The 26,249-nt window shown below is 61.1% G+C and carries 28 protein-coding genes and 4 tRNA genes; 16 read left to right on the top strand and 16 right to left on the bottom strand.

Annotated elements, in window-relative coordinates; all coding sequences use genetic code 11:
* The first annotated feature begins 2 nt into the window (after positions 1–2).
* Complete coding sequence (gene clpA, locus DXK50_RS20235; protein ID WP_161897949.1) at positions 3–2,273, top strand: ATP-dependent Clp protease ATP-binding subunit ClpA; 2,271 nt, start codon at positions 3–5, stop codon at positions 2,271–2,273.
* An 88-nt stretch (positions 2,274–2,361) separates the two neighbouring features.
* On the opposite strand, the gene infA is transcribed toward clpA, so the two are convergent.
* From infA to trxB, 4 genes are all read right to left on the bottom strand, one after another.
* Positions 2,362–2,580 (bottom strand): translation initiation factor IF-1, encoded by a 219-nt coding sequence (infA, locus tag DXK50_RS20230; protein ID WP_002553999.1) that lies wholly within the window; start codon positions 2,578–2,580, stop codon positions 2,362–2,364.
* Between the two features lie 136 nt (positions 2,581–2,716).
* Positions 2,717–3,424, bottom strand: coding sequence for an arginyltransferase (locus tag DXK50_RS20225; protein WP_161866789.1), 708 nt, complete (start codon positions 3,422–3,424; stop codon positions 2,717–2,719).
* Positions 3,425–3,478: 54 nt separating this feature from the next.
* On the bottom strand, positions 3,479–4,159 hold the full coding sequence (aat, locus tag DXK50_RS20220; protein ID WP_212631539.1) for a leucyl/phenylalanyl-tRNA--protein transferase: 681 nt from the start codon (positions 4,157–4,159) through the stop codon (positions 3,479–3,481).
* Positions 4,160–4,206: 47 nt separating this feature from the next.
* Positions 4,207–5,157 carry a thioredoxin-disulfide reductase gene (gene trxB, locus DXK50_RS20215; RefSeq protein WP_212631538.1) on the bottom strand — a complete coding sequence of 317 codons (951 nt, stop codon included), beginning with the start codon at positions 5,155–5,157 and terminating at the stop codon, positions 4,207–4,209.
* Between the two features lie 194 nt (positions 5,158–5,351).
* Here trxB and ftsK point away from each other — a divergent pair, with 194 nt between their 5' ends.
* From ftsK to cysG, 6 genes are all read left to right on the top strand, one after another.
* Positions 5,352–7,757, top strand: coding sequence for a DNA translocase FtsK (gene ftsK / locus DXK50_RS20210; protein WP_461818886.1), 2,406 nt, complete (start codon positions 5,352–5,354; stop codon positions 7,755–7,757).
* Between the two features lie 115 nt (positions 7,758–7,872).
* Complete coding sequence (gene lolA / locus DXK50_RS20205; protein ID WP_212631536.1) at positions 7,873–8,499, top strand: outer membrane lipoprotein periplasmic chaperone LolA; 627 nt, start codon at positions 7,873–7,875, stop codon at positions 8,497–8,499.
* 3 nt (positions 8,500–8,502) lie between these two features.
* Positions 8,503–9,828 carry a replication-associated recombination protein A gene (locus DXK50_RS20200; RefSeq protein ID WP_212631535.1) on the top strand — a complete coding sequence of 442 codons (1,326 nt, stop codon included), beginning with the start codon at positions 8,503–8,505 and terminating at the stop codon, positions 9,826–9,828.
* Positions 9,825–10,205, top strand: a complete 381-nt coding sequence (crcB, locus tag DXK50_RS20195) for a fluoride efflux transporter CrcB (protein WP_212631534.1) — start codon at positions 9,825–9,827, stop codon at positions 10,203–10,205. Before DXK50_RS20200 ends, crcB begins: the two co-directional genes overlap by 4 nt.
* 122 nt (positions 10,206–10,327) lie before the next feature.
* Complete coding sequence (serS, locus tag DXK50_RS20190) at positions 10,328–11,608, top strand: serine--tRNA ligase (protein ID WP_212631533.1); 1,281 nt, start codon at positions 10,328–10,330, stop codon at positions 11,606–11,608.
* Between the two features lie 163 nt (positions 11,609–11,771).
* Positions 11,772–13,160, top strand: a complete 1,389-nt coding sequence (cysG, locus tag DXK50_RS20185) for a siroheme synthase CysG (protein ID WP_212631532.1) — start codon at positions 11,772–11,774, stop codon at positions 13,158–13,160.
* An 87-nt stretch (positions 13,161–13,247) separates the two neighbouring features.
* Here cysG and DXK50_RS20180 read toward each other — a convergent pair whose 3' ends face one another.
* From DXK50_RS20180 to DXK50_RS20150, 7 genes are all read right to left on the bottom strand, one after another.
* The gene (locus DXK50_RS20180) at positions 13,248–14,246 is read right to left on the bottom strand and encodes a glutathione S-transferase family protein (RefSeq protein WP_212631531.1); all 999 of its coding nucleotides are present in this window, start codon (positions 14,244–14,246) and stop codon (positions 13,248–13,250) included.
* A gap of 74 nt (positions 14,247–14,320) precedes the next feature.
* Positions 14,321–15,316, bottom strand: coding sequence for a glycosyl transferase family protein (locus DXK50_RS20175; RefSeq protein WP_212631530.1), 996 nt, complete (start codon positions 15,314–15,316; stop codon positions 14,321–14,323).
* Complete coding sequence (locus DXK50_RS20170; protein WP_212631529.1) at positions 15,313–15,648, bottom strand: TusE/DsrC/DsvC family sulfur relay protein; 336 nt, start codon at positions 15,646–15,648, stop codon at positions 15,313–15,315. The genes DXK50_RS20175 and DXK50_RS20170 overlap by 4 nt, the downstream gene beginning before the upstream one ends.
* The gene (gene tusB / locus DXK50_RS20165) at positions 15,645–15,944 is read right to left on the bottom strand and encodes a sulfurtransferase complex subunit TusB (protein WP_212631528.1); all 300 of its coding nucleotides are present in this window, start codon (positions 15,942–15,944) and stop codon (positions 15,645–15,647) included. The genes DXK50_RS20170 and tusB overlap by 4 nt, the downstream gene beginning before the upstream one ends.
* Entirely contained in the window at positions 15,944–16,303 is a 360-nt protein-coding gene (gene tusC / locus DXK50_RS20160; protein ID WP_212631527.1) for a sulfurtransferase complex subunit TusC, read from the bottom strand. The genes tusB and tusC overlap by 1 nt, the downstream gene beginning before the upstream one ends.
* The gene (gene tusD / locus DXK50_RS20155; protein WP_161866802.1) at positions 16,304–16,696 is read right to left on the bottom strand and encodes a sulfurtransferase complex subunit TusD; all 393 of its coding nucleotides are present in this window, start codon (positions 16,694–16,696) and stop codon (positions 16,304–16,306) included.
* A gap of 135 nt (positions 16,697–16,831) precedes the next feature.
* On the bottom strand, positions 16,832–17,500 hold the full coding sequence (locus tag DXK50_RS20150) for a Bax inhibitor-1/YccA family protein (protein ID WP_161866803.1): 669 nt from the start codon (positions 17,498–17,500) through the stop codon (positions 16,832–16,834).
* Positions 17,501–17,664: 164 nt separating this feature from the next.
* On the opposite strand from DXK50_RS20150, the gene DXK50_RS20145 reads away from it, so the two are divergent.
* From DXK50_RS20145 to DXK50_RS20115, 7 genes are all read left to right on the top strand, one after another.
* Positions 17,665–17,752, top strand: a tRNA-Ser gene (locus DXK50_RS20145).
* A 163-nt stretch (positions 17,753–17,915) separates the two neighbouring features.
* Positions 17,916–18,560, top strand: a complete 645-nt coding sequence (gacA, locus tag DXK50_RS20140) for a response regulator transcription factor GacA (RefSeq protein ID WP_161866814.1) — start codon at positions 17,916–17,918, stop codon at positions 18,558–18,560.
* Between the two features lie 2 nt (positions 18,561–18,562).
* Positions 18,563–20,386, top strand: a complete 1,824-nt coding sequence (uvrC, locus tag DXK50_RS20135; RefSeq protein WP_212631526.1) for an excinuclease ABC subunit UvrC — start codon at positions 18,563–18,565, stop codon at positions 20,384–20,386.
* 33 nt (positions 20,387–20,419) lie between these two features.
* Positions 20,420–20,980, top strand: a complete 561-nt coding sequence (pgsA, locus tag DXK50_RS20130) for a CDP-diacylglycerol--glycerol-3-phosphate 3-phosphatidyltransferase (RefSeq protein ID WP_161866816.1) — start codon at positions 20,420–20,422, stop codon at positions 20,978–20,980.
* 67 nt (positions 20,981–21,047) lie between these two features.
* Positions 21,048–21,123: transfer RNA gene (locus DXK50_RS20125), tRNA-Gly, on the top strand.
* A 38-nt stretch (positions 21,124–21,161) separates the two neighbouring features.
* Positions 21,162–21,235, top strand: a tRNA-Cys gene (locus DXK50_RS20120).
* A 119-nt stretch (positions 21,236–21,354) separates the two neighbouring features.
* A tRNA-Leu gene (locus DXK50_RS20115) sits at positions 21,355–21,441 on the top strand.
* 71 nt (positions 21,442–21,512) lie between these two features.
* Here DXK50_RS20115 and DXK50_RS20110 read toward each other — a convergent pair.
* Together DXK50_RS20110 and DXK50_RS20105 are read right to left on the bottom strand one after the other, a co-directional pair.
* Positions 21,513–22,544 carry a tyrosine-type recombinase/integrase gene (locus tag DXK50_RS20110; protein WP_212631525.1) on the bottom strand — a complete coding sequence of 344 codons (1,032 nt, stop codon included), beginning with the start codon at positions 22,542–22,544 and terminating at the stop codon, positions 21,513–21,515.
* Positions 22,545–22,757 (bottom strand): DUF4224 domain-containing protein, encoded by a 213-nt coding sequence (locus DXK50_RS20105; RefSeq protein ID WP_175252906.1) that lies wholly within the window; start codon positions 22,755–22,757, stop codon positions 22,545–22,547. It lies immediately after the preceding gene.
* Between the two features lie 861 nt (positions 22,758–23,618).
* Here DXK50_RS20105 and DXK50_RS20100 point away from each other — a divergent pair.
* Together DXK50_RS20100 and DXK50_RS20095 are read left to right on the top strand one after the other, a co-directional pair.
* A complete protein-coding gene (locus tag DXK50_RS20100; protein ID WP_179592435.1) occupies positions 23,619–23,870 on the top strand; it encodes a helix-turn-helix transcriptional regulator in 252 nt (83 codons plus the stop codon).
* A complete protein-coding gene (locus DXK50_RS20095) occupies positions 23,870–25,066 on the top strand; it encodes a type II toxin-antitoxin system HipA family toxin (protein WP_212631524.1) in 1,197 nt (398 codons plus the stop codon). Before DXK50_RS20100 ends, DXK50_RS20095 begins: the two co-directional genes overlap by 1 nt.
* Before the next feature lie 297 nt (positions 25,067–25,363).
* Here DXK50_RS20095 and DXK50_RS20090 read toward each other — a convergent pair whose 3' ends face one another.
* The 3 genes from DXK50_RS20090 to DXK50_RS20080 all read right to left on the bottom strand — a co-directional run.
* Positions 25,364–25,651, bottom strand: a complete 288-nt coding sequence (locus DXK50_RS20090; RefSeq protein WP_003108490.1) for a HigA family addiction module antitoxin — start codon at positions 25,649–25,651, stop codon at positions 25,364–25,366.
* Between the two features lie 17 nt (positions 25,652–25,668).
* On the bottom strand, positions 25,669–25,947 hold the full coding sequence (locus tag DXK50_RS20085; RefSeq protein WP_019339397.1) for a type II toxin-antitoxin system RelE/ParE family toxin: 279 nt from the start codon (positions 25,945–25,947) through the stop codon (positions 25,669–25,671).
* Positions 25,948–26,042: 95 nt separating this feature from the next.
* The coding region (locus tag DXK50_RS20080) for a DUF2274 domain-containing protein (RefSeq protein WP_212631523.1) at positions 26,043–26,249 on the bottom strand (207 nt) is incomplete at its 5' end.

The raw sequence follows: 26,249 nt of genomic DNA, 5'->3' as shown, positions 1-26,249 counted from the left end.
CTATGTTGAATCGAGAGCTCGAAGTCACCCTCAATCTGGCTTTCAAGGAGGCCCGTGCCAAGCGTCATGAGTTCATGACGGTCGAGCATCTGCTGCTCGCCTTGCTGGACAACGAGGCGGCCGCCAGTGTGCTACGGGCTTGTGGGGCCAACCTCGACAAGCTGCGCCATGATCTGCAGGAGTTTATCGACTCCACCACACCATTGATTCCTCAGCACGACGAAGACCGCGAAACCCAGCCGACTCTGGGTTTCCAGCGTGTGCTGCAGCGTGCGGTCTTCCACGTGCAGAGCTCCGGCAAGCGTGAAGTGACCGGCGCCAACGTGCTGGTGGCGATCTTCAGCGAGCAGGAAAGCCAGGCGGTGTTCCTGCTCAAGCAGCAGAGCGTCGCCCGTATCGACGTGGTCAACTACATTGCCCATGGTATCTCCAAGGTGCCGGGGCATGGCGAACAGCACGAAAACGATCAGGACATGCAGGATGAGGAAGGCGGCGAGTCTTCCACTTCCGGCAATCCGCTGGACGCCTATGCCAGCAACCTCAACGATCTGGCCCGCCAGGGGCGTATCGACCCGCTGGTCGGGCGCGAGCACGAGGTCGAGCGCGTCGCGCAGATTCTCGCTCGCCGGCGCAAGAACAACCCATTGCTGGTAGGTGAGGCCGGGGTCGGCAAGACCGCTATCGCCGAAGGCCTGGCCAAGCGCATCGTCGACGAGCAGGTGCCTGATCTGCTCGCCGACAGTGTCGTGTACTCGCTGGATCTCGGCGCATTGCTGGCCGGCACCAAGTATCGCGGCGACTTCGAGAAGCGTCTCAAGGCGCTGCTCAACGAGTTGCGCAAGCGGCCGCATGCCATCCTTTTCATCGACGAGATTCACACCATCATCGGTGCGGGGGCGGCTTCGGGCGGAGTCATGGATGCCTCCAACCTGCTCAAGCCGATGCTGTCGTCTGGTGAGATTCGCTGCATCGGCTCCACCACCTTCCAGGAATTCCGTGGCATCTTCGAGAAGGACCGTGCGCTGGCACGGCGCTTCCAGAAGGTGGACGTGGTCGAGCCTTCGGTAGAGGACACTGTCGGCATTCTCAAGGGGCTCAAGGCGCGCTTCGAGCAGCACCACCACATCGAGTACAGCGACGAGGCCCTGCGTGCAGCGGCCGAGCTGGCTGCGCGTTACATCAACGACCGGCACATGCCGGACAAGGCCATCGATGTGATCGACGAGGCTGGCGCCTACCAGCGCCTGCAGCCGGAAGACAAGCGCGTGGCGCGTATCGATGTCGCGCAGGTCGAGGACATCGTTGCCAAGATCGCACGGATTCCCCCGAAACACGTTTCCAGCTCCGACAAGGAGTTGCTGCGCAATCTGGAGCGGGATCTGAAACTCACCGTATTCGGTCAGGACGCAGCCATCGATTCGCTTGCAACCGCGATCAAGCTGTCGCGTGCCGGCCTCAAGGCGCCGGACAAGCCGGTCGGTTCCTTCCTCTTCGCCGGCCCTACCGGTGTGGGCAAGACCGAGGCGGCGCGGCAGCTGGCCAAGGCCATGGGCATCGAGTTGGTGCGCTTCGATATGTCCGAGTACATGGAGCGCCATACCGTGTCGCGTCTGATCGGGGCGCCGCCCGGGTACGTCGGTTTCGATCAGGGCGGTTTGCTGACCGAGGCGATCACCAAGCAGCCGCATTGCGTGCTGCTGCTCGATGAGATCGAGAAGGCGCACCCGGAGGTCTTCAATCTGCTGCTGCAAGTGATGGACCACGGCACGCTGACCGACAACAACGGGCGCAAGGCAGACTTCCGCAACGTGATCCTGATCATGACCACCAACGCCGGTGCGGAAACCGCCTCGCGTGCATCGATCGGTTTCACTCAGCAGGATCACTCCACCGATGCCATGGAAGTCATCAAGAAGAGCTTCACGCCGGAGTTCCGTAACCGCCTGGATACCATCATCCAGTTCGGCCGCCTGAGTCATGAGGTTATCAAGAGCATCGTCGACAAGTTCCTCACGGAGCTGCAGGCGCAGCTTGAAGACAAGCGTGTCACGCTGGAAGTCAGCGACGCGGCGCGCGGCTGGCTGGCCGAGCGTGGCTACGACGTGATGATGGGCGCGCGACCGATGGCGCGTTTGATCCAGGACAAGATCAAACGTCCGCTGGCGGAGGAAATCCTCTTCGGCGAACTGGCCGAGCATGGTGGCGTCGTGCACGTCGACATCAAGGATGGCGAACCCAGCTTCGAGTTCGAGACGGCGGCGGAGGTCGCCTGATCGAATGGTCGCTCACTGAAAGCCGTGGCTTTCGGTGAGTCAACGAAAACGCCCGGCATAGGCCGGGCGTTTTCGTTTGGTGCTTGGCTTAACGGGCGCGGTAGGTAATGCGGCCCTTGCTCAAGTCATAAGGCGTCAGCTCAACGCGCACCTTGTCACCAGTGAGAATGCGGATGTAGTTCTTGCGCATCTTGCCGGAGATGTGCGCGGTAACGACGTGCCCGTTTTCCAACTCCACGCGGAACATGGTGTTGGGCAGGGTGTCGACGACAGTGCCTTCCATTTCGAAGCTGTCTTCTTTCGACATGCAGTAAAGCCCTCGGTATCCAGGAAATGGCCCGGTGCAACTGGCGCCAGGCAAAAGCGGCGTGCATTGTGCCCGAAAACAGGGGGCTGCGCCAAGGGGCTTGGATTGTTGAGCTGACCGGACGGTGTTGGCAGGGCTAGGTAAGGAGGGTCCAGCGCTGATTGACGAAGAGTTCGATCGGGCGATATTGAGTCTTGTAGTTCATCTTGCGGCAGTTCTTAATCCAGTAGCCGAGATACACCGCGCCCAGCCCCAGGCGCGCGGTCTCGCCAATCTGCCAGAGAATGGCGAAGCGGCCCAGGCTGCGGCGTTCTTCCGCCGGATCGTAGAAGGTATAGACCGCCGACAGGCCGTTCGGCAGAAGGTCGGTAACGGCAATCCCCACCAGGCGGTCCTGTAGACGGAATTCGTAGAAGCGCGAGAAGGGCAGGTCGCGCACCAGGAAAGTGGAAAACTGATCTCGGCTGGGTGGATACATGTCACCGTCGGCGTGGCGCTGCTCGATGTAGCGCATGTAGAGGTCGTAATACTCCTCAGTGAATGCCGGGCGTACGCAGCGAACGACGATGTCCTCATTGCGCTTGAGGATGCGTCGCTGTTGCCGGTTGGGCGTGAAACGCGCGGCCGGGATTCGCGCCGGGATACAGGCGGTGCAATGCTGGCAATGCGGGCGGTAGAGGTGATCGCCGCTGCGTCGAAAGCCCAGCTCCGACAGTTCTGCATAGACCAGCACATCCATGGGCTGACTGGGGTCGAGGAACAGGGTGGTGGCCTGTTCTTCCGGCAGATAGCTGCATGGATGAGGTTGAGTGGCGTAGAACTTCAGGCGGGCCAGCTCGGTCATGGCGAAATCTCGAAAAAGCCTGACTAAGAGTGTATGTCAGCCTTGGCCGCTCGACTAGGCGAGCCAGTCAGCTCGGCTGGGCAGGTCGAGATGGCGCTGCAGATACTCGGCAAAACGGGCGCGCGGTATGGCTCTGGCGCCGAAGCTGTGCAGGTGTTGGGTGGGCATCTGGCAGTCGATGAGCACGAAGCCCCATTGCTGCAGCTTGCCTACCAGAGTGGCGAAACCGACCTTCGACGCATTGTCGGCGCGGCTGAACATGGACTCGCCGAAGAACAGCTGGCCCATGGCCAGGCCGTAGAGTCCGCCAACCAGCTCGTCCTCCTGCCAGACTTCGACAGAATGAGCGATGCCGCGCTCGTGCAACTGCTGGTACGCGTCCCTCATTTCGCGAGTGATCCAGGTGCCGTCGGCGTAAGCGCGCGGCTCGGCGCATGCGCCTATGACGCCTGAGAAATCCTGGTCGAAGGTGACTCGGTAGCGTTGCTGTCGCAGCAGCTTGGCGAGGCTGCGGGAGACGTGCAGCTCATCGGGAAAGAGAACGGTTCGGGGATCTGGCGACCACCAGAGAATCGGCTGTCCGTCCTGAAACCAGGGAAAGCAGCCGTGGCGGTAAGCCTGTACCAGACGCGTTGCGCTGAGATCACCGCCGGCCGCGAGCAGGCCATTTGGCTCGCGCATGGCTTTGCTCAGGGATGGGAAATCCAGTGAATCGCGTTGCAGCCAGGTCAGCATTCGTCAGAGCCCGAAGAGGGGAGGGCGGACGTCGTCCGCCCCGGGTATCAATGGTCTTCGAGGAACTTCTCGACGTCCAGTGCGGCCATGCAGCCGGCACCAGCCGAGGTGATGGCCTGGCGGTAGACGTGATCGGCCACGTCGCCAGCGGCAAATACACCCTCGATGCTGGTGGCGGTGGCATTGCCTTCGCTGCCGCCCTTGATATTCAGGTAGCCGTCATGCATGTCCAGCTGACCGACGAACAGCTCGGTATTGGGCTTGTGACCGATGGCGATGAACACGCCGGCCAGGTCCAGTTCCTTGGTGCTGCCATCGAGGGTGCTCTTCAGGCGTACGCCGGTCACGCCGCTCTGGTCGCCCAGCACTTCGTCGAGGGTGTGATTCCAGTGCAGGCGCATGTTGCCGTTCTCGACCTTGTCGAACAGCTTGTCCTGGAGGATCTTTTCTGAGCGTAGCTTGTCGCGGCGGTGCACCAGGTGCACTTCCTTGGCGATGTTCGACAGATACAGCGCTTCTTCAACGGCGGTATTGCCGCCGCCGATCACGGCGACCACCTGGTTGCGATAGAAGAAACCGTCGCAAGTGGCGCAGGCCGAAACGCCCTTGCCGGAGAAGGCTTCTTCCGACGGCAGGCCGAGATACTGGGCACTGGCGCCGGTGGCGATGATCAGCGCGTCGCAGCTGTAGGTGCCGCTATCGCCCTTGAGCACGAAAGGGCGGCTTTGCAACTCGGCGGTATGAATGTGGTCGTAGATGATCTCGGTGTCGAAACGCTCTGCGTGCTTCTGCATGCGCTCCATCAGCGCCGGGCCGGTGAGGCCTTCGACGTCACCCGGCCAGTTGTCCACTTCGGTGGTGGTGGTGAGCTGGCCGCCAGGCTGGATGCCGGTGATCACGACGGGTTTGAGATTGGCGCGCGCGGCGTAAACCGCTGCGCTGTAACCGGCGGGGCCGGATCCCAGGATGATCAGGCGGGAATGCTTGACTTCGCTCATAAAAAAACCCCATAAGCCTTTGTCACAAAAGAGAATGCGTGCTCCAATTGAGCCGCATGGAAGCTGCTGGCGGCTATGCTACACCGAAGCAGGGTAGGTGCGGGAGCGCGCTGATTGGCCTACTCGTCAGGCTGACCCTACAATAGGCCGCTTGTGCGGTTAACCATCAGATGGACGCGCCAGGGGCGCAGGAAATGGCTGTTTTGAAGAATTCCACCACCCAGATCACCGATTGGCGCCAGAAACTTCAGTATCGACTGAAGGAAGGCGCATTGATCGCCCTGGGTGCGATGTGCCTGTACTTGCTGATGGCGCTGTTGACCTACAACATTGCCGATCCGGCCTGGGACAACAGCGTCCAGGTCGAGCGTATCATCAATGCCGGCGGCAGCATTGGCGCCTGGCTGTCCAGCGCGCTGTTCGGTGCTCTGGGTTACTTCGCCTATATCTTCCCGCTCTTGCTGGCTGCCAAGACGTGGCAGGTCTTCCGCACCCGCAATCAACCCTGGCACTGGAATGGCTGGCTGTTTTCCTGGCACAGCATCGGCCTGGTTTTCCTGATTCTTTCCGGCGCCGTATTGGCGCACATCCACTTCGATCCGGCTGCCGGAATGCAAGGCTCCGGCGGCGGCATGCTGGGCGCGAGCCTGGGTGAGCTGGCGAAGGATGCGCTCAATATCGAGGGCAGCACGCTGCTGTTCCTGGCGCTGTTCCTGTTCGGGCTGACCGTATTCACCGACCTGTCCTGGTTCCGTGTAATGGACCTGACGGGCAAGATCACCCTCGATCTGATCGAGCTGATTCACGGCGCCATCACCGGTTGGTGGAACGCCCGCAACGAGCGCAAGCAGATGAAAATCCAGCTGCGCGAGCTGGACGAACGGGTCACCGAGGTGGCTGCACCGGTGGTGTCCGACCGCCGTGAACAGGCCAAGGTCAAGGAACGCCTGATCGAACGCGAAGAGTCGCTGAGCAAGCACATGAGCGAGCGCGAGAAACGCCCGGCTCCAGTGATCACCCCACCGGCACCGCCCAAGGCGGCCGAGCCGAGCAAGCGTGTGCTCAAGGAAAAACAGGCGCCGCTGTTCGTCGATACTGCTGTCGAAGGCAGCCTGCCGCCGATCTCCATCCTCGACGTCGCGGAGAAAAAGCAGAAGCAGTTCTCGCCCGAGTCGCTGGAGGCCATGTCGCGCCTGCTGGAGATCAAGCTCAAGGAGTTCGGTGTCGACGTGGTGGTCGAGTCCGTGCATCCCGGCCCGGTGATTACCCGTTTCGAAATTCAGCCCGCTGCCGGGGTGAAGGTCAGCCGCATCTCCAACCTGGCCAAGGACCTGGCGCGTTCGATGGCCATGGTCAGCGTGCGCGTGGTCGAGGTGATTCCCGGCAAGACCACCGTGGGTATCGAAGTTCCCAACGAGGACCGGCAGATCGTGCGCTTCTCCGAGGTGCTGTCTTCGAGCGAGTATGACGATGCCAAGTCGCCGGTGACCCTGGCGCTGGGTCACGATATCGGCGGTCGCCCGGTCATCGCCGACCTGGCCAAGATGCCGCACCTGCTGGTAGCCGGTACCACCGGCTCCGGTAAGTCGGTGGGGGTCAACGCGATGATCCTGTCGGTCCTGTTCAAGTCCACGCCGGAAGAGGCGCGGATGATCATGATCGACCCGAAGATGCTCGAGCTGTCGATCTACGAAGGCATCCCGCATTTGCTGTGCCCGGTAGTCACCGACATGAAGGAGGCGGCCAACGCGCTGCGCTGGTCGGTTGCCGAGATGGAGCGCCGCTACAAGCTGATGGCGGCCATGGGCGTGCGTAACCTGGCGGGCTTCAACCGTAAGGTAAAGGACGCCATCGAGGCCGGCACGCCGTTGCATGACCCGCTCTACAAGCGCGAGTCCATGGACGACGAGCCACCGCACCTGAAAACGCTGCCTACCATCGTCGTGGTCGTCGACGAATTTGCCGACATGATGATGATCGTCGGCAAGAAGGTCGAAGAACTGATCGCACGTATCGCGCAGAAGGCCCGTGCCGCCGGTATCCACCTGATCCTCGCCACCCAGCGCCCATCGGTGGACGTGATCACCGGTCTGATCAAGGCCAACATCCCCACCCGTATGGCCTTCCAGGTATCGAGCAAGATCGACTCGCGCACCATCCTCGATCAGGGCGGCGCCGAGCAGCTACTTGGTCACGGTGACATGCTCTATTTGCCGCCCGGCACGGGCCTGCCGATTCGCGTGCATGGCGCCTTCGTCTCTGACGATGAGGTGCATCGCGTGGTCGAGGCGTGGAAGCAGCGCGGTGCGCCGGATTACATCGAGGACATCCTCGCCGGCGTGGAGGAGAGCGGCAGCGGCTTCGAAGGTGGCGGTGGCGAAGGCGGTGAGGGCAGCGAGGAAGACCCGCTGTACGACGAGGCGGTCAATTTCGTGCTCGAAAGCCGCCGCGCCTCCATTTCCGCGGTGCAGCGCAAGCTGAAGATCGGCTACAACCGCGCCGCGCGCATGATCGAAGCGATGGAAATGGCCGGCGTGGTCAGCTCGATGAATACCAACGGTTCGCGCGAGGTGCTCGCGCCCGGCTCATCGCGCGACTGATCGCGGATAAACCGCCCGATCGGCGGTCTACAGGATTCACGGCAGCTCAGACGCTGCCGAGCAGTGCGGGGTGCGGAGTCGCCCCGTCATTCTCATACGGACTCAAGGGGTTTATATGCGTGTTATTCGCCTGCTGTTGCTGGCTGCTCTGAGCTTTACCCTGCTAACCGCCCAGGCTGACGAAGAGGCGGCCACCAAACGCCTGACCGAACTGCTCAACCAGGCGCAAACGATCAACGCCCGTTTTTCCCAGCTGACCCTGGATGCCAGCGGCACCCAGCTGCAGGAAACCGCCGGCGAGCTGGTACTCAAGCGCCCTGGCCTGTTCCGCTGGCATACCGACCAGCCGATGGAGCAGTTGCTGGTGTCCAATGGCGAAAAGGTCTGGCTGTACGACCCGGATCTGGAGCAGGTGACCATCCAGACCCTCGATCAACGCCTGACCCACACCCCGGCCTTGTTGCTCTCCGGCGATGTGTCGCAGATCCGCGAGAACTTCGAGATCGACTACAAGGAAGGTGGCAGCGTGGTCGACTTCATCCTCAAGCCCAAGGCCAAGGACAGCCTGTTCGACAGCTTGCGCCTGTCTTTCCGTAACCGCGTGCTCAATGACATGCAGCTGATCGACAGCATTGGCCAGCGCACCAACATCCTGTTCCTCAATGTGAAGATGAACGAGCCGGTCGATGACGGCCAGTTCACCTTCGACATCCCGGAAGGCGCGGACGTCATCCAGGAGTAGCGCGTGGATCTGTTCGGTCGTCAACCCGTCGCGCAGCCCCTGGCTGCGCGTCTGCGTGCTACCAGTCTGGATGAATACGTCGGGCAGGAGCACGTGCTGGGGCCGGGCAAACCGCTGCGTGAGGCGCTGGAGCAGGGCGCCCTGCACTCGATGATCTTCTGGGGGCCGCCCGGTGTGGGCAAAACCACCCTGGCACGTCTGCTGGCCAAGGTCACCGATGCCCATTTCGAAACCATTTCCGCCGTTTTGTCCGGTGTGAAGGAAATCCGTCAGGCTGTCGAGGTGGCTCAGCAGCATGCAGCGCAGTACGGCCGTCGCACCATCCTCTTCGTTGACGAGGTGCATCGTTTCAATAAGAGCCAGCAGGACGCATTCCTGCCTTACGTTGAAGACGGCACGCTGATTTTCATCGGTGCCACCACCGAGAATCCCTCGTTCGAGTTGAACAACGCGCTGCTGTCGCGCGCCCGCGTCTACGTGCTCAAGAGCCTGGACGAGGCGGCGATGCGCAAGCTGATCAATCGCGCCTTGACCGATCCGAAAGGATTGGGCGATCGCCATCTCAACCTGCCGGACGAGGCTTTTCAGATCCTTCTGGCTGCCGCCGATGGCGATGGTCGCCGTCTGCTCAACTTTCTCGAGAATGCCGCCGACCTGGCGGAAGACGATGGCGAGATCGGCGTCGAACTGCTGCAGAATCTGCTCGGTGATAGCCGCCGTCGTTTCGACAAGGGCGGCGAGGCCTTTTATGACCAGATATCCGCGCTGCACAAATCGGTGCGTGGCTCCAGCCCGGACGGCGCGCTTTACTGGTACGCGCGCATGCTTGACGGCGGCTGCGACCCGCTCTATATCGCCCGGCGTGTGGTGCGCATGGCCAGCGAGGATATCGGCAACGCCGATCCGCGTGCCCTGACCCTGTGCCTCAATGCCTGGGACGTGCAGGAGCGCCTCGGCAGTCCGGAAGGCGAGCTGGCCGTCGCGCAAGCCATCGTCTACCTGGCCTGCGCGCCGAAAAGCAATGCGGTGTACACGGCCTTCAAGGCAGCGATGCGTGATGCTGCCGAGCAGGGCTCGCAGGAGGTGCCGCTGCACCTGCGCAATGCCCCGACCAAGCTGATGAAGCAGCTCGGCTATGGCGATGAGTACCGCTATGCCCATGACGAGCCGGATGCCTACGCTGCGGGCGAGGATTACTTCCCCGAGACTCTGCAGCCGCGTCAGTACTACGATCCAGTGCCACGCGGCCTGGAGCTGAAGATTCGCGACAAGCTGCAGCATTTGCGCAATCTGGATGCCGCAAGCGCCAGGCAGAGGCGGAAACCATGATCCGAGTGGCGCTTGCCGTAGCCGCAGGGGGTGCGGTTGGCTCGGTCATGCGGTTTCTGGTTTCCAGCTGGGTCGCCGGCAACTGGCCGCGGCACTTCTATCTTGGGACCCTTGCCGTCAATGTCCTGGGTTGCCTGTTGATCGGCCTGCTGTCCGGCTTGTTTCTGACGCGCAGCGACTTGCCCCTGGAGCTGCGCACCGGGCTGATCACCGGCGTGCTCGGCGGTTTCACCACCTTTTCATCCTTCAGCCTGGAAATCATGAAGCTGCTGGAGGGTGGTCGCGCCGCCGAAGCCCTCGGCTACCTGGCATTCAGCATCATCGGCGGCCTGCTGGCGGCCTGGGCAGGTTTGAGCCTGGCTCGTTTGGCTGCCTGACCTGCGGCAGGCTGTTGAAAAGAGCGCAGGTGGTTTTTCAACAGCCTGCTAAGGCTTTACACTCCACAACCCGCGCCACAGTGCTGGCCATCACCATTTCGCCGTTGTCTTGAGACCCGAACATGCTCGATTCCAAACTCGTCCGCACGCAACTCTCCGAAATCGCCGAACGCCTCGCTACCCGTGGCTTCGCCCTCGATGTCGCTCGCTTCGAGGCCCTGGAGAGTCAGCGCAAGTCGGTGCAGGTGCGCACCGAGCAACTGCAGGCCGAGCGCAACAGCCGTTCCAAGTCCATCGGCCAGGCCAAGGCGCGCGGTGAAGATATCGCGCCCTTGCTGGCGGAAGTCGACCAGATGGGCAGCGACCTGGAAGCCGGCAAGCGTGAGCTGGACGCCATCCAGAACGAGCTGGACAACCTGCTGCTGAACATCCCCAACCTGCCGCACGAGTCCGTGCCGGTCGGCGCGGATGAGGACGGCAACGTCGAGGTGGCGCGCTGGGGCACCCCGCGCAGCTTCGATTTCGAAATCAAGGACCACGTCGCCCTGGGCGAGCAACACGGCTGGCTGGACTTCGAAACCGCCGCCAAACTGTCCGGCGCCCGCTTCGCCTTGTTACGCGGCCCCATCGCCCGCCTGCATCGCGCCCTGGCGCAGTTCATGATCAACCTGCACACCGGCGAGCACGGCTACGAAGAGGCCTACACGCCTTATCTGGTGCAGGCCCCGGCACTGCAGGGCACCGGCCAGCTGCCGAAGTTCGAGGAAGACCTGTTCAAGATCCGTCGTGAAGACCAGGCCGATCTGTACCTGATCCCGACTGCCGAAGTCTCGCTGACCAATATCGTCGCCGGCGAAATTATCGATGCCAAGCAACTGCCGCTGAAGTTCGTCGCCCATACCCCGTGCTTCCGCAGCGAGGCGGGTGCCTCCGGCCGCGACACCCGCGGCATGATCCGCCAGCACCAGTTCGACAAGGTGGAGATGGTGCAGATCGTCGAGCCGTCCAAGTCCTTCGAGGCGCTGGAGGGTATGACTGCCAACGCCGAGCGCGTGCTGCAACTGCTTGAGCTGCCGTACCGCAAGCTGGCGCTGTGCACCGGCGACATGGGCTTTTCCGCAGTGAAGACCTACGACTTGGAAGTCTGGGTGCCGAGCCAGGACAAGTACCGCGAGATTTCCTCGTGCTCCAACTGTGGCGACTTCCAGGCGCGCCGCATGCAGGCGCGCTACCGCAACCCGGAAACCGGCAAGCCGGAACTGGTGCACACCCTCAACGGCTCCGGCCTGGCGGTGGGTCGTACCCTGGTGGCCGTGCTGGAGAACTACCAGCAGGCCGACGGCAGCATTCGCGTGCCCGAGGTGCTCAAGCCCTATATGGGCGGCATCGAAGTGATCGGCTAAGTCTGATCGTTTTGCACGATACGGGGCAGTAGCCGCCCCGTTTTTTGGGCGGCAGGTTGGCGATGGCGCAGTCATTACGGCGCGCCCAGGATCGGCGTCCATCAGTGGCGCGTATCGCACCTTGCGAGCCAGCCGCTCACATCCCGCTTACGAGGCACGACTCATGCAATTCCTTCCGCTGTTTCACAAGCTGCAGGATCGCCCGGTACTGGTGATCGGTGGTGGCGAGGTCGCGTTGCGCAAGGCACGCCTGCTGAGCGATGCCGGAGCACGTCTGCGCGTCGTGGCGCCCGAGATTCGTAGCGAACTACAGGAGCTGGCCGGGGACGAAGGTTGTTTCCTGCGTGGCTATGTGAGCGGTGATCTGCAGGGCGTCGCCCTGGTCATCGCTGCCACCGATGACGAGCCGCTCAACGCGCGTATTTCTGCCGAAGCTCAGGCGCAGGGTATTCCGGTCAACGTGGTGGACGCGCCGGCACTGTGCAGTGTGATCTTCCCGGCCATCGTCGATCGCTCGCCGCTGATCGTCGCAGTCAGCAGCGGCGGCGATGCGCCGGTGCTGGCCAGGTTGATTCGCGCCAAGATCGAAACCTGGATTCCGGCCACCTACGGTCAGCTGGCCAACCTGGGTAAGCGCTTCCGTGAGCGAGTCAAGCAGCTGTTTCCCGATGTACAGCAGCGCCGGGTGTTCTGGGAGGACGTCTTCCAGGGGCAGATCGCCGAGAGCGTGTTTGCCGGCAAGCCGGAAGAGGGCGAGCGCCTGCTGGAGGAACGTCTGGCCGGTGCGGCGCCACGTGCGCTGGGCGAGGTCTATCTGGTCGGCGCCGGCCCGGGCGATCCCGATCTGCTGACCTTTCGCGCCCTGCGCCTGATGCAGCAAGCCGATGTGGTGCTTTACGACCGCCTGGTGGCACCGGCCATCATCGAGCTGTGCCGGCGCGATGCCGAGCGCATCTACGTCGGCAAGCGCCGCGCCGATCATGCCGTACCGCAGGAGCAGATCAACCAGCTGCTGATCGACCTGGCGCGTCAGGGCAAGCGCGTGCTGCGCCTGAAAGGGGGCGATCCGTTCATCTTTGGCCGCGGTGGCGAAGAGATCGAGCAGCTGGCTGCCGAGGACATTCCGTTCCAGGTGGTGCCGGGTATTACCGCGGCCTCCGGTTGCGCGGCCTATGCCGGGATTCCGCTGACCCATCGCGACCATGCGCAGTCGGTGCGTTTCGTCGCCGGTCATCTCAAGGATGGCAGCAGCAACCTGCCCTGGAAGGATCTGGTGGCGCCTGGGCAGACGCTGGTGTTCTACATGGGCCTGGTCGGGTTATCCGGCATCTGCGAGCAATTGATCGCGCACGGCCGCTCGGGCGCAACGCCCGCGGCGCTGGTGCAGCAGGGCACTACGCAGAATCAGCGGGTCTTCACCGGCACGCTGGAAACCCTGCCGCAGCTGGTGGCGCAGCACGAAGTGCATGCGCCCACCCTGGTGATAGTCGGGGAAGTGGTCACCCTGCGTGACAAGCTGGCCTGGTTCGAGGGTGCGCAGGGCAGCGTCTGACGCAGGTAGGGTGGATCGCGCTTCATCGATCCACCGCGGCCGGGCATCGGTGGATGAAAAAGCGTCATCCAGCCTACGACCTAGCTCTCAGCTTTTTGCCACACCCTTGCCCGGCAGGCGCTGGCGGTCATGCGCGCGGGTGAAGTCCTGCTGCGGCCCCTTGGGAATGACCCCGGTCGGGTTGATGGTGGCGTGACTGGCGTAGTAATGCGATTTGATATGGGTGAAGTCCACCGTCTCGGCGATCCCCGGCCACTGATACAGCTCGCGCAGCCAGTTGGACAGATTAGGGTAGTCCTCGATACGCCGCAGGTTGCACTTGAAGTGCCCGTGGTAAACGGCATCGAAGCGGATCAGCGTGGTGAACAGGCGGATGTCGGCTTCGGTCAGGTATTCACCGGCCAGATAGCGATTGCTGTCCAGAAGTGCTTCCAGCTCATCGAGCATGGCGAACAGCTCGTCGAAGGCTTCTTCGTAGGCTTCCTGGGTGGTGGCGAAGCCGGCGCGGTAGACGCCGTTGTTCACCGCCGGGTAGATACGCTCGTTGAGCTGGTCGATACGTTCGCGTAGCGGCTCTGGGTAGAAGTCCAGGTCATTACCGGTCAGGCCATCGAAGGCGCTGTTGAACATGCGGATGATTTCCGCCGACTCGTTGCTGACGATGCCGCCGCTGTGTTTGTCCCAGAGTGTTGGCACGGTGACGCGGCCGCTGTAGTGGGGATCGTCGGCCGTGTAGCGCTGGTGCATGTAGCTGAGGTTGTCGAGACGGTCGCCGCTGGAACCGAAGTTGCGGTCGAAGGTCCAGCCATGCTCGCGCATCAGCCAACTGACCACGGATACGTCGATCAAGGATTCCAGACCCTTGAGCTTGCGCAGGATCAGGGTACGGTGAGCCCAGGGGCAGGCCAGCGAGACGTACAGGTGATAGCGCCCGGCTTCGGCCTTGAAGCCGCCGTCGCCACTCGGGCCGGCGCTGCCGTCGGCGGTTACCCAGTTGCGGCGTTGCGCGCTTTCGCGTTGGAAGCGGCCACTGTCGCCAGTGTCATACCACTGGTCATGCCAGCGTCCATCGATCAGCAAACCCATAACGCTTGCCTCCGTTCTTGAGTGAACTTGGAGTCTAGCGCCGCAGGGTCGATAGAAAGGTGGAAAAAATTGGCTTAACCAATCGACTGGATAGATTGGAGCCGTGCTTGCCAGCGTTGCCGGGCCTGTTCAAAAGCTTGCTCGCGCGGCATGCCCAGCCCTCGCAACGCGACCGCCATGGTGGCGACAACGGCGAGCTGGCCGTAGGCATCCTCGCGCTCGCCGCGCCAGAAAGCGTTCAGGGCCGTCGGGTCGAGCTGCTCCGGTTTGACGTGGCGCTGCGCCGAAAGGGCCGGCCATTCCTCATCCCAGTTCTCGCCGAGGCGGGTGCCGTACAGGTGGCAGGCTACGTCCGGGTTGACCTCGATCTCGCCGCCTTCACCCTTGATCACGATGGCAGTGTCACCGAGCAGGCGGCTGGCTTCGCGGTGCACGGCCTGGTAGCCGGGATGGAAAATACTCTGCAGCCCGCAGCCGGCCGCCAGCGGGTTGATGATGCGCGCCAGGGAGTGAATCGGCGAGCGCAGGCCCAGCGTGTTGCGCAGATCGATCATGCGTTGCAGCGCCGGCATCCAGTCGCCCAGGTAACTGTAGGCCAGGCCCTGTTGATCGAGCGCCGATGCCACGCTCTGCCAGTCGCGGCAGCAGGGGATATCCAGGGCTGCCAGCAGCTGCTCGCTATACAGGCGCCCTGCGGTGTGAGCGCCGCCGCCGTGCATGAAGATGCGCACGCCGCTGGCGGCCAGCGCCTTGGCCGCCAGCAGGTACCAGGGCAGGTGGCGCTTCTTGCCGGCGTAGCTGGGCCAGTCCAGATCGACCTGAATACGGGGAGCCGCCAGTCGTGGGCGGATGGCTTCGGTAAAACCGGCAAGTTCCTCCGCGCTTTCCTCCTTGTGCCGCAGCAGCATCAGGAAGGCGCCGAGCTGGGTGTCCTCGACTTTGCCGTCGAGCAGCATACCCATGGCCTCACGGGCCTCCTCGCGGGTCAGGCCGCGTGCACCGCGTTTGCCTTTGCCGAGAATGCGCACGAACTGGGCGAAAGGATGTTCTTCAGGCGTGATCAGGTTCATAGGCAGTTGGTCGGTTTCGGCAGGCCGGCGAGCTTGGCGGCGAGTTTGGCGGGCGTGCCCTTGAACAGACGGTTGAGGTGCAGGCTGTTGCCCTTGTCGGGGCCGAGCTTGAGCGCCACGTACTTGATCAGGGGGCGATTGGCCGGCGACAGCTGGAACTCATCGTAGAAGGCGCGCAGCAGGTCGAGAATTTCCCAGTGCTCGTCGCTCAGTTGCAGCTCCTCGGCGGCGGCCAGTGCTTCGGCAACCGGGTGCGACCAGTCCTGCAGGTCGACCAGGTAGCCATCCTTGTCCAGGGCGATTTCGCGGCCGGCGACGTCAAGAGTACTCATAGCCAGCTGTTGACCTTGGCGTAGCGGGTGCAGAGCTCGACGAATGCCGGGTAATCCACGGCCCTCACGCGCTCGGGCGCCTGCAGGCCGCGTGCGGCGAGGTCTTCGTCCAGGGCATAGACCGCAACGCTGGCGGGCATCAGCTGCAGCGCCTGCAGGTTGGCGGTATCGGGCTGCAGGGCATAGACCGCATCACCGCTGAGCAGCAGCGCGTCGTCGGCGCCCAGCAGGCGCAGGCAACTGGCCAGGCGGCTGTCGGCGAACGGCGAGTGGGAAAGGATATGCAGGGTGGCCATCAGAGGGTGATCACCTGGTCGTAACGATCGAGGAGGGCGGCCAGCGCGCTGTCGTCGAGGCGCTGTACCGAGATGTTCAGTTCGGCGGTATCGAGTCCGCGCTCGCCCAGGCTGCGCTGGCTGGCGTACAGATCCTCCACGCCGAACATCGGCAGGGCCTGCAGGTTGGCGCCGAGGTCCTTCTGTTGCAGAGCATTCGGCTGCTGGTGCGTGCTCAGCTGAAACACGCCATCGTCGAGAAACAGCATGCCGATGGGCAGGTCGAAGGCGCCGCCGGCCAGGGCGATGTCCAGTGCCTCGCGGGCGCCAGGGCCGCTCCAGGGCGCCTGGCGGCTGATGATCAACAGCGATTTGCTCATTCAGTGGCCTCCGAAGCAGATCAGGCGGTCGGCTTGTTGCGCCGCTTCATGCAATTGGCCGAGGCCGGAAAGCTCCCAAGGTGCCTGCAGATTGGCCGCCGGGCGCGCATAGCGCTGCGCCTCGTCGGCATTGAGTACGCCACGACGCAGGGCGGCAGCGATGCAGACTACGGCATCCAGCCCATTGGCCGTGACGAACTCGCGCCACTCTCGGGGCAGATCCAGCTCGTCCTGAGGGCTCACGACATTGCTGGCAGCGCTATGCACGCCGTCCTGGTAGAAGAACAGGCGAACGATTTCGTGGCCGCCCGCCAGCGCCGCCTGGGCGAAACGCAGGGCGCGTCGCGAGGCAGGCAGATGAGGAGCGGCGAACAGGGCGATGGCAAACTTCATGGAGCGTCCGGTGAGGCAAAACTGGGGCAATGATAAGGCCAGGGTGCCCGGCAAACAAAGAATCACTGCAGCGAGGCAAAACAGGCGCGCAAGAAAAAGCCCGCCGAAGCGGGCTCGAAGGGGGAGGAACCTTGATCAGTCGTCGCCGCCCATGATGCCGAAGATCTGCAGCAGGCTGACGAACAGGTTGTAGATCGACACGTACAGGCTGATGGTGGCCATGATGTAGTTGCGCTCACCGCCATGGATGATGGCGCTGGTCTGGAACAGGATGCAGACCGAGGAGAACAACACGAAGCCGGCGCTGATCGCCAGTTGCAGGCCGCTGATCTGGAAGAAGAAGCTGGCCAAAACGGCGGCGAGCAGGACGAAGAAGCCGGCAGTGATGAAACCGCTGAGGAAGCTCATGTCCTTGCGGGTGGTCAGCACGTAAGCGGACAGACCAAAGAACACCAGCGCGGTCATGGAGAACGCCGAGCTGATCACCTCGGCACCGTTGGCCATGCCCAGGTAGCGGTTGAGGATCGGACCGAGGGTGTAGCCCATGAAACCGGTCAGGGCGAGGGTGGAAACCAGGCCCCAGGCCGAGTCACGCAGCTTGTAGGTGAGGAAGAACAGGCCGTAGAAGCCGATCAGTACCACGAAGAAGTTCGGGTAGGGCACGTTGGCGCGTTGGCTGAGAAAAGCGACCAGGCCACTGAAGGCCAGGGTGATGGCCAGCAAACCGTAGGTGTTGCGCAAAACCTTGCTGACTTCCAGCTGATCGGCCTGCGAATGGTTTAGTACGTAGTCTCGCTCTTGCATGGCGACGCTCCTGTGGCACGAGGATCCGTTATTCGATTGGACCGGATCATAACAGAGCCAGTCGAAGTGCCAAGACAGAGAGTTTGACAGTGTGTTGCGTTCCGGTAAGATTGCCGCCCGCACTGCAGCGGAGGTTGAAGCCTCATCCTCCGCCTCCAGAGTTTGGAAGCGTGGCCGAGTGGTTTAAGGCAACGGTCTTGAAAACCGTCGATGGGCAACTATCCGTGAGTTCGAATCTCACCGCTTCCGCCAATTCCCCATATTGCCTTGATGCGTTATCTAACCTTAATCTGGCGTTGGATTTTTGACTGCCGTACGCCAAGCTAGGTCAGCCCCTGGCTTTTTGCTAAGGTGGCCGGCAGGTTCAATCTCACCGTCGTTGCACGGTGGCTGACACGGTGCAACGAGGTGGCGATTGATTAGGGTCCTGGTAGTCGACGATCACGATCTGGTTCGCACGGGCATCACCCGCATGCTGGCCGATATCGATGGTCTGCAAGTGGTGGGCGAAGCCTGCACCGGCGAAGAAGCCCTGCTCAAGGTCCGCGAACTCAAGCCCGATGTCGTCCTGATGGACGTCAAGATGCCCGGTATCGGCGGCCTGGAAGCCACCCGCAAACTGATGCGTAGCCATCCCGACATCAAGGTCGTTGCGGTCACCGTATGCGAAGAGGATCCGTTCCCGACTCGTCTGCTGCAGGCCGGCGCCGCTGGCTATCTGACCAAGGGTGCCGCGCTGGATGAGATGGTGCAGGCCATTCGCCTGGTGTTCGCCGGTCAGCGCTACATCGACCCGCAGATCGCGCAACAACTGGCGCTTAAGTCCTTCCAGCCGCAAACCAGCGGCTCGCCGTTCGATCTTTTGTCCGAGCGTGAAATCCAGATTGCCCTGATGATCGCCAACTGCCACAAGGTGCAGAACATCTCGGACAAGCTTTGCCTTTCGCCGAAGACGGTCAATACCTACCGTTACCGCATCTTCGAGAAACTCTCCATCAACAGCGACGTAGAGCTGGCCCTGCTTGCGGTACGCCACGGCATGGTCGACGCCGTCAGCTGAAGATGTCTGCCAACTTCGATTCGAGTGCCTTCCTGGCGACCTGCAGCGGTCGCCCTGGCGTTTATCGCATGTTCGACGCCGAGGCGCGTCTGCTTTATGTAGGCAAGGCAAAGAACCTCAAGAAGCGTCTCGCCAGTTATTTCCGCAAGACCGGCCAGGCGCCCAAGACCGCCGCTCTGGTTGCGCGCATCGCGCAGATCGAAACCACCATCACCGGCAACGAGACCGAGGCGCTGCTGCTGGAGCAGACGCTGATCAAGGAATGGCGACCGCCGTACAACATTCTGCTGCGCGACGATAAGTCCTATCCCTATGTGTTCCTCTCTGACGGCGAATTTCCACGGCTCGGCATCCACCGTGGCGCGAAGAAGGCCAAGGGGCGCTACTTCGGTCCTTACCCCAGCGCCCTGGCGATTCGCGAGAGCCTGAGCCTGCTGCAGAAGACCTTTCTGGTTCGTCAGTGCGAGGACAGTTATTACAAGAACCGCACGCGCCCCTGCCTGCAGTACCAGATCAAGCGCTGCAAGGGGCCCTGCGTCGGCCTGGTCAGCCCCGAGGAATACGCCGAAGACGTGCGCCACTCGGTGATGTTTCTCGACGGCCGCAGCAATGCGCTGAGCGAGGAACTTTCCACCAGCATGGAAAAAGCCTCCATGGCGCTGGAGTTCGAACGCGCCGCCGAACTGCGCGACCAGATTTCCATGCTGCGCCGTGTGCAGGATCAGCAGAGCATGGAAGGTGGCAGCGGCGACGTCGATGTGGTCGCCGTGATGCTCACGCCGGGCGGCGCCTGCGTGCACCTGATCAGCGTGCGTGGCGGCCGCGTGCTGGGCAGCAAGAATTTCTTCCCGCAGGTGGCGATCGAGGAGGAGGGCGGCGATGTGCTGATGGCCTTCCTCGCTCAGTACTACCTGGGCAATGCCGAACGCGATCTGCCCAGCGAGCTGATCGTCAATGTGCAGCATGAAGACTTCGCCACCCTGGTCGAGGCCATCGAATCATTGCGTGGCCGCAGCCTGACTATCAGTTTGCGTGTACGTGGCACCCGCGCCCGCTGGCAGCAACTGGCCGTCACCAATGCCGAACAGGCACTGGCCGCGCGCCTGGCCAATCGGCAGCACCTGGCCGAACGCTTCGAGGCGTTGGCCGCCGTGCTGGAGATGGACGAGCCGCCGCAGCGCATGGAGTGCTTCGACATCAGCCATTCCAGCGGCGAGGCGACGGTCGCTTCATGCGTGGTATTCGGCCCCGAAGGCCCGCTGAAATCCGATTACCGCCGTTTCAATATCGAGGGCGTGACTGCGGGTGACGACTACGCGGCCATGCACCAGGCCCTGACCCGTCGCTTCAGCAAGATCAAGGATGGCGAAGGCAAACTGCCTGACGTGCTATTAGTGGACGGTGGCAAAGGCCAACTGGCCATGGCCCGCGAGGTGCTGCAGGAGCTGGCGGTGCCGGATCTGATCCTGCTCGGCGTGGCCAAGGGCACGACGCGCAAGCCAGGTCTCGAAGTGCTCTACCTCAACGATGCCGAGCACGAGTTCACCTTGCCCGGCAATTCGCCGGCGTTGCACCTGATCCAGCAGATCCGTGACGAGTCGCACCGCTTCGCGATCACCGGGCACCGTGCGCGCCGCGGCAAGACGCGGCGTACTTCGACGCTGGAAGAAGTCGCCGGAATTGGCCCGAAGCGGCGGCGTGAACTGCTCAATCACTTCGGTGGCCTGCAGGAATTGTCCCGCGCCAGTGCCGAAGAAATCGCCAAAGCGCCCGGAATCAGTAAAAAGCTCGCCGAGTTGATTTATGACACTCTGCACAGTGAGTAGAATGCCTGTTCACTTCGCAGCCTAGTTGTGCCGATGAATATCCCCAACTTGCTTACCGTGCTCCGGGTCGCGCTGATTCCGGTCTTCATCTTGCTGTTCTATATGCCGTTCTCCTGGAGTTACTGGGCCGCCAGCGGCGTCTTCGCTGTTGCTGCCGCGACCGACTGGCTGGATGGCTACCTGGCGCGTCGCTGGGAGCAGGGCACACCGTTCGGCGCCTTCCTCGATCCGGTCGCCGACAAACTGATGGTGGCGGTAGCGCTGGTGCTGCTCGCTGCAGAGCATTCCAATCTCTGGCTGACCCTCGCGGCAGCGACCATCATCGGCCGAGAGATCGTCGTGTCTGCCTTGCGTGAGTGGATGGCCGAGCTTGGCGCTCGGGCGCATGTGGCGGTCTCCAACCTCGGCAAATGGAAAACCGCGGCGCAGATGCTGGCGCTGGTCATTCTGCTAGGCAATCCGCCTGTATTCACCTTCTGGGTGGTGGTCGGATACATCCTGCTGGTGATCGCAGCGGTGCTGACGTTGTGGTCGATGCTGCAGTACCTGCTGGCTGCCTGGCCGCACCTCAGCACCACCTCGGAAAAGAAATAAGTATTTTTGAATCAAAGGGTTGACGGCGCGATTCGATTCTATAGAATGGCGCCCGTCGACAAGACAAGCGGGAATAGCTCAGTTGGTAGAGCACGACCTTGCCAAGGTCGGGGTCGCGAGTTCGAGTCTCGTTTCCCGCTCCAGTTTTACACGAGTCGCCAAGGCGGCTCGTTTGCTTCATGGCTGAGTTGCAGAGTGGTTATGCACCGGATTGCAAATCCGTGAACGCCGGTTCGATTCCGACCTCAGCCTCCAATCAAAAGGCCTCGTAGATCAATGATTTACGAGGCCTTTTTCATTCTCGCTAGTGCGCTTTGCATGCCTTGCGAGGACGCGGAGGGCTGTATATAGTCCGCCCTTCGCACAGCGCTACCGCCCGAATGGCGAAATCGGTAGACGCAGGAGACTTAAAATCTCTCGCCAGCAATGGCGTGCCGGTTCGAGTCCGGCTTCGGGCACCATTTAAAATCAAGCACTTACGGTTTTTCGCGGCTGTATGGTTTGGTCCGCAATTTACACCTCGGTCCGCAATTTATCGTGTTGGCGTGATTTTTTTCCCTCGACGATCTCTGATGTAGTGCTCGGTCATAACCACTGTCGTATGGCCTAGCTGGTCTCTTGCTTGCAAGATATCGCCGCTGGATTCCGCTTTGTCGGTTCCTGCCTTAGCCCGAAGATCGCGTAGCTGGAACTCTGCTTTTTCAATGCCTGCGGCCTCTCTGGCCTTGTCGAAGCGAGAGCGCAGCATTGCTTGCGTCATTGGTGTGCCATCCTCGGCCACAACCAGTTTGGTTGAACGTACCTTGTAACTGGCTTTCCTAGCTTTGATTCTATCCAGCAGCGGTGACAACTCGCCTGCGACTTCGATACGGCGCTTTGCCCCTGTTTTCGATTGTCTGACATGCAGGTAGCCATCTTTGATATCTCGCTCGTCTAGTCGCAACGTGTCACCAGGGCGCTGACCTGTGAGATAGACGAGATCCATCGCATCTCGCAGGCCTAGGTCTGCTTTTGCGTAAACGGCCTGGTACAGGGAGTCTTCGATGTATACATCACGACCTTTCTCCTTGTTTCCTTTGACCCCGGAGCAAGGGTTGGCCATCGCCGTGTAGCCCATTTCTCGGGCATAGTTCCAAATCGCAGACAAAAGGGCTTTCTCTCTGTTGGCGCTTATGGGAGCAGATTGGCGCCAACGGAGGTACTGGCGAACGTGCTGGGGTTGGATCGCCTCTAGCGGCGCCGGGGGATCGTCAAAAAACTCCAGTAAGTTACGCAGTTCTTGTCGATTTTTGGTTTGAGTGCCAGGAGCCTTGGTTGGAATGATTTCGACTGAGTATTTCCCAGCGACGTACCCAAAGGTGATCACGCTATTGCGCAGGTCAGTTGCGGTGCGGTCGCGTTCAAGCTCGGCGTATTTCATGATGGCTTGGCCGTAGTCACTGCCGAGAGGGATCTCTTTTCTCGGTCGGCCGCCTAGATCGTAATAGTAATAAACCTTGCCACTCGGTTTGCGGCGCTCCCGCAGCCTTGGTATTGCTCCTGGTTTCGTCGGTTTACGTCCCATCTATCCTGCCTTCCTCGACCTCCAGGCCACTTCTTGCGCAACGCTAACCTTCGACACTGGCAATAGATTGGCCGCAATCACACACGGCCAGCCATTTGCCTTGATCGTATGGGGTATGCCGTTTCTACGTAGGACCTCGATTTGCTTCGCTCTTATCTTGGCGCCAGTCAGCTCACAGACTTGCTCGTGGCTCAAAAACTGTATTGCTTCCATGAGTAGCGATCCCGCCAATACCATAACGGTGATTGTGTGATAGGTGAAAGGTGTCTATTTGGCACCATATGGCACGTTCTGGTGTGCCTCAACCGGGAGGAGAGGATTGCAGAGTAGAGAAGGGCAGATTCGCTGGGTCAGTTGGCGTCACAGGCGTTGCAGCATCATCCGTGGACTGATTGGTCTCAGAGTTGGAGGGGGCTAAGCAACGCTCGCTACGTGGCCAGCTGGATGAGATCGTCCAGCAGCTCACGGACGTCGCGCCTGTAGTTGCCTGATTGGTAGAGAGGTCGAGGAGAGGGTATGGAGCAGATTCGCCGGCGTGAGGAGGGAGCGGATTCGACTGCAAAGCGAGGCAAGGGAGCGGGCGAGGGCTGACTTGCTGTGTGCCATCAAGCAGTGGGATGACATTAAGCGGATCCAGGCCTTTTTCAGTGATGCGGAGAGCTCCGCATCGAGTCTGCCCGAAGTAGAGCGATGCATTGCTATGGACAAGCTCGCCCAAGCGCGTGAGCTTGTTGGCGAGCTGGATCCGCTACAGGAATTGCTGGAATGGAAGCGGCCTCAAGAGCGCTGAGAATGATGCTGCCTGGGTTTACGAAATGCGGGAAATGCGCACTGATGGTGAGTATTTTTGATATTTCTTAAACCTGTTGCTCTGGGCGTTTCTTCCCAGTCCACCGGATTCAACCCTATAGACCTATCCGCAAGTGCTGGAAGCCAACCTCCAGCGCAATCTCGAATGGTGTGGGGCACATGGCAGGGTCGCGTCGATTCTAGGTTTGATAAGCCCATTCCCTTTGATTTCTCCGTTAGTTCGGTATACGTTACATATAACGTAAATTGTCTCGTATACATAACATGGACTATTCCCTCATCACACTTCGACTTGGCGAGCAGCTTCGGCAGCGCCGACTGAATCGCGGGCTGACGCAGGCCGCGCTCGCTTCCCTGGCAGGCATCACCCGCCAGAAGGTTATCGCCATCGAAAGGGGCGACCTCTCGGTTGGGATGAATGCCTATGCGCGAGTACTAGCCGCGCTCGACTCTGAGCTCAATGTGGTGCCGGCAGCCATGCCCACTCTGGACGAAATCCATGGAGTATTCGACTGATGACTGCCGTGCTGCAGGTTGCAACGCCTGAGGGTGCCAGTGGGAGGATTCTTACCAGTGGTACTGACTACCTGTTCCGCTACCACGAGGACGCCAAGGCTCAGGCAGCGATCAGCTTGCTCATGCCGGTGCGCTTGGACGAATACCGCCATCGGGAGCTGCACCCCATTTTCCAGATGAACCTGCCGGAAGGCTACGTTCTGGAACAACTGCGCAATCGTCTGGCCAAGGTGGCCAACGTTGACCCGATGTTGCTATTGGCACTGTCTGGGAGCAGTTCGCCTATCGGCAGGGTGGCGGTCAGTTCGCCTGAGGTCGATGCGCTGTTACGCAGGCAGCAGTTCCCCGGAGAAAAATTGGAAGAAATCCTCGCCTGGGACGGCGCGGAAGATATTTTTGCCGGCTTAGTCGATCGTTACATCCTGCGTGCCGGTATATCGGGCGTTCAGCCTAAGGTGCTGGTGCCGGAACATCAGGACTCAGTGCCACAACGCTTCACCTCGAAAACCTCCGATCTGATCATCAAGAGCGGTCGGGATGAGTTTCCGGGACTGGCGATCAACGAGTTCCTTTGCATGTCCGTGGCAAAGGAGGTTGGCATTGCCGTGCCAGAATTCTACCTCTCCGACAATGCCAAGCTGTTCGTCATGCGCCGCTTCGACCGGGATAAGCAGCTCAACCCCATCGGCTTCGAGGATATGGCGGCATTGATGGGGCTGGCTGCGGAGCAAAAATACAGCAAGAGCTATTCGGCCATTGCCAAAGCCATCCGCCTATTCTGCGCGCCTGAACAGGTGCAAGAATCGCTGGCACAGCTTTTCGCCATCGTGACCTTGAGCTGCATCGTTGGTAACGGTGACGCCCATCTGAAAAACTTCGGGCTGCTGTATTCCGACCCTACTCAGCGCGACGCGCGGCTCGCCCCAGCCTACGACATAGTCAACACCACTGCCTATATTCCTGAGGACGTATTAGCGCTGGATCTAGTGGGTAACAAATCGCTCTTTGCGTCGCGGCAAGGGCTGCTGGACTTCGCCCAGGTCTGTGATGTAATGCGGCCAGAAGAAGTAATCCGAGGGCAGTTGAGCGCGCTTGAGCGGGTACTGGCGCGCTCAATTGAACTGAGCGAGCAAGCACCGCATGTGGTCGCGGCAATCAGACATTGCGCTGAGCCGTTCATGAAAACCTTTGGCTAGAACGGCAGTTCAGGCCCCTATTTATGGCTGGTTTTTGACAAAGGGTTTTGAGCTCAATATCGGGAACCGCTCTAGGTCGGCCTCAAACCGGTTGAGCTGAGAGAGTCAGCTCTCTTATGCGTTTCGCTTCTTCGAGTACCTTGCGCTGACTTTCGATGGTGCGCTCAGCTGCTGCACCGTAAGCAGTGCGCTTGGCTGTATGAGAGCTGCTCCTGAAGAAAGTCGACAGCGGGCTTGAATTGCGCCCAAGAGCCTTTCCTTTCATCGAAGTGGCCTCCCTCGTTCTTCCATACGGAACTAAGCAATCGCAGCAAAGCGCTCGATGTGCGGCTGTTCGCGATGCCTGGCTTGCCAAAGGTCGTAGTCGGCTTGCACTCCGAGCCAGGTGCGAGCTTTGCCGATGCCGGCCAATTCTAGGCGAACAGCCAAATCCGGACTGACCGGCGCATGGCCGTGCAAGATGCGAGACAGGGATTCCCGCGCAAAACCAAGGCGGCGGGCAAGTTCGGCAATGCTGATGCCCAGTTCGGGGAGCACGTCCTCAAGCAGGGTTTCACCAGGATGCGGTGGGTTGAACATGGTCATGGATAACCCCCTCCTGTTTAGTGATAGTCAAGGTAGTCGACGAGCTCAATGTCGCTACCCACGAATCGAAAGATCACTCGCCAGTTTCCATTGACGGTGAGTGACCAGAACTCTTCCAGCTCCCCCTTGAGGGGATGTAGCCGCCAACCGGGGATGTCGAGGTCGGCGGGTTCATTGGCTCTATCCATAAAACTCAGCATTCGGCCCAGGCGCTTTGCGTGGTCGGCCCGGATGCCTTTGGTTGAGCCAGATTCAAAGAAAATGCGTAGACCTTTGTGCCGGAAGCTTACGATCATGGTGTTAAGTGTGATGTATTAGGTCACGGTTTTCAACCGTGTGTGTGGGTTTTCTGCCGTTGTCATCACGGCAGTTGGGAGGGGATGCAGGCTTATCAATTGCCTCTGCAAGATTGTGTATTTGTTCTCCTGAACACCCGATCCCTCGCCATGAAGGCCTCCAGCATGTGCGGAATGAGCGTCAGGGCGTCGACCTCTTCGCCATAGGTTTGCGAGTGAAGCGCCGCGTAGCGCTCGAGGTCAGCCTTCAGGCTGGCCGGGCAGGTGAAGGTCAGCTTCAGGTTCTCGGTTTTCGGCAGCGG

The organism is Pseudomonas sp. KB-10, assembly GCF_018221585.1.
Taxonomy (GTDB): domain Bacteria; phylum Pseudomonadota; class Gammaproteobacteria; order Pseudomonadales; family Pseudomonadaceae; genus Aquipseudomonas; species Aquipseudomonas yangonensis.
This window is presented reverse-complemented; position numbering and strand designations above follow the sequence as displayed.